At 64.2% G+C, this 424-nt stretch carries 1 pseudogene; it reads left to right on the top strand.

Annotation, left to right across the window (positions count from 1 at the left end):
- Positions 1 to 118: 118 nt before the first annotated feature.
- Positions 119 to 382: pseudogene (locus B1964_RS29770) on the top strand (IS30 family transposase); the annotation flags it as partial.
- Between the last annotated feature and the right edge of the window lie 42 nt (positions 383 to 424).

Raw genomic sequence — 424 nt, 5'->3', positions numbered from 1 at the left:
GTATGCAGGCGATATGGCGTGATGACGATGCGCAGAAGCTGATTTTCCACACCGATCGTGGGTCGACGGGCGGATTCAACTGGTCGTCGCAACACCCTGATTCTCGGAGGTGTGCGGCGTGGTTACAGCGGACTGGAGCAGGAAGACCAGCGATGTGCCGGTAGGTGTTCGTCGACAGTGGCGTGCTGATCGTGCACTTCGGCCGGCGATGCGATCGCCGGGGCGGCCGGAGCCGTCGCGGCAGGTGCAACGTGAGTTTTGGCGGGTGGTCGCGACGGGGGTGAGCACGGCGCAGGCATCGATCGCTGTCGGTGTGTCGGTGCCGGTGGGTACACGGTGGTTCCGCCACGCTGGCGGGATAGTGCCCCGTGGAGTGGTGGACTTCGGATCGGCGTGGACTCACGCGTAGTGATCAACGAGTCAT

Origin of the sequence: Gordonia sp. i37 (genome assembly GCF_002043085.1) — a bacterium.
In the GTDB taxonomy this organism is placed as follows: domain Bacteria; phylum Actinomycetota; class Actinomycetes; order Mycobacteriales; family Mycobacteriaceae; genus Gordonia; species Gordonia polyisoprenivorans.
Note: the sequence above shows the minus strand (reverse complement) of the source record. Positions and strands in the feature narration are given on the sequence as shown.